Genomic DNA, 255 nt, shown 5'->3' with positions numbered 1-255 from the left:
TCCTCCAATACATGGATCCGTATCATTTGGATCCGTATCACTTGTTTCTCCATCACCATCACAATCTGTGATTGCTGTTACAGGTAATGTAATATCTGCTGCTGTAAATTCACATGCATCATTTGGATCTGTGTCGTTTGGCCCTTGAACGCCGTCTCCATCAGGATCTACTTCGTCTAAGTTACTTACTCCGTCACCATCACAATCTGCAGTTGCCCAGTCACTTGTTGTGTCTGTTAAATCTACATTTGTTAA

General features: G+C 42.0%; 1 protein-coding gene. It reads right to left on the bottom strand.

Going from position 1 to position 255, the window contains the following annotated elements:
* Nucleotides 1–255 (bottom strand): hypothetical protein (locus tag ACVCZW_RS07645; protein WP_452232086.1); only part of this gene is annotated, 255 nt, incomplete at both ends.

The organism is Lacinutrix sp. MEBiC02595, from assembly GCF_053601555.1.
This window is presented reverse-complemented; position numbering and strand designations above follow the sequence as displayed.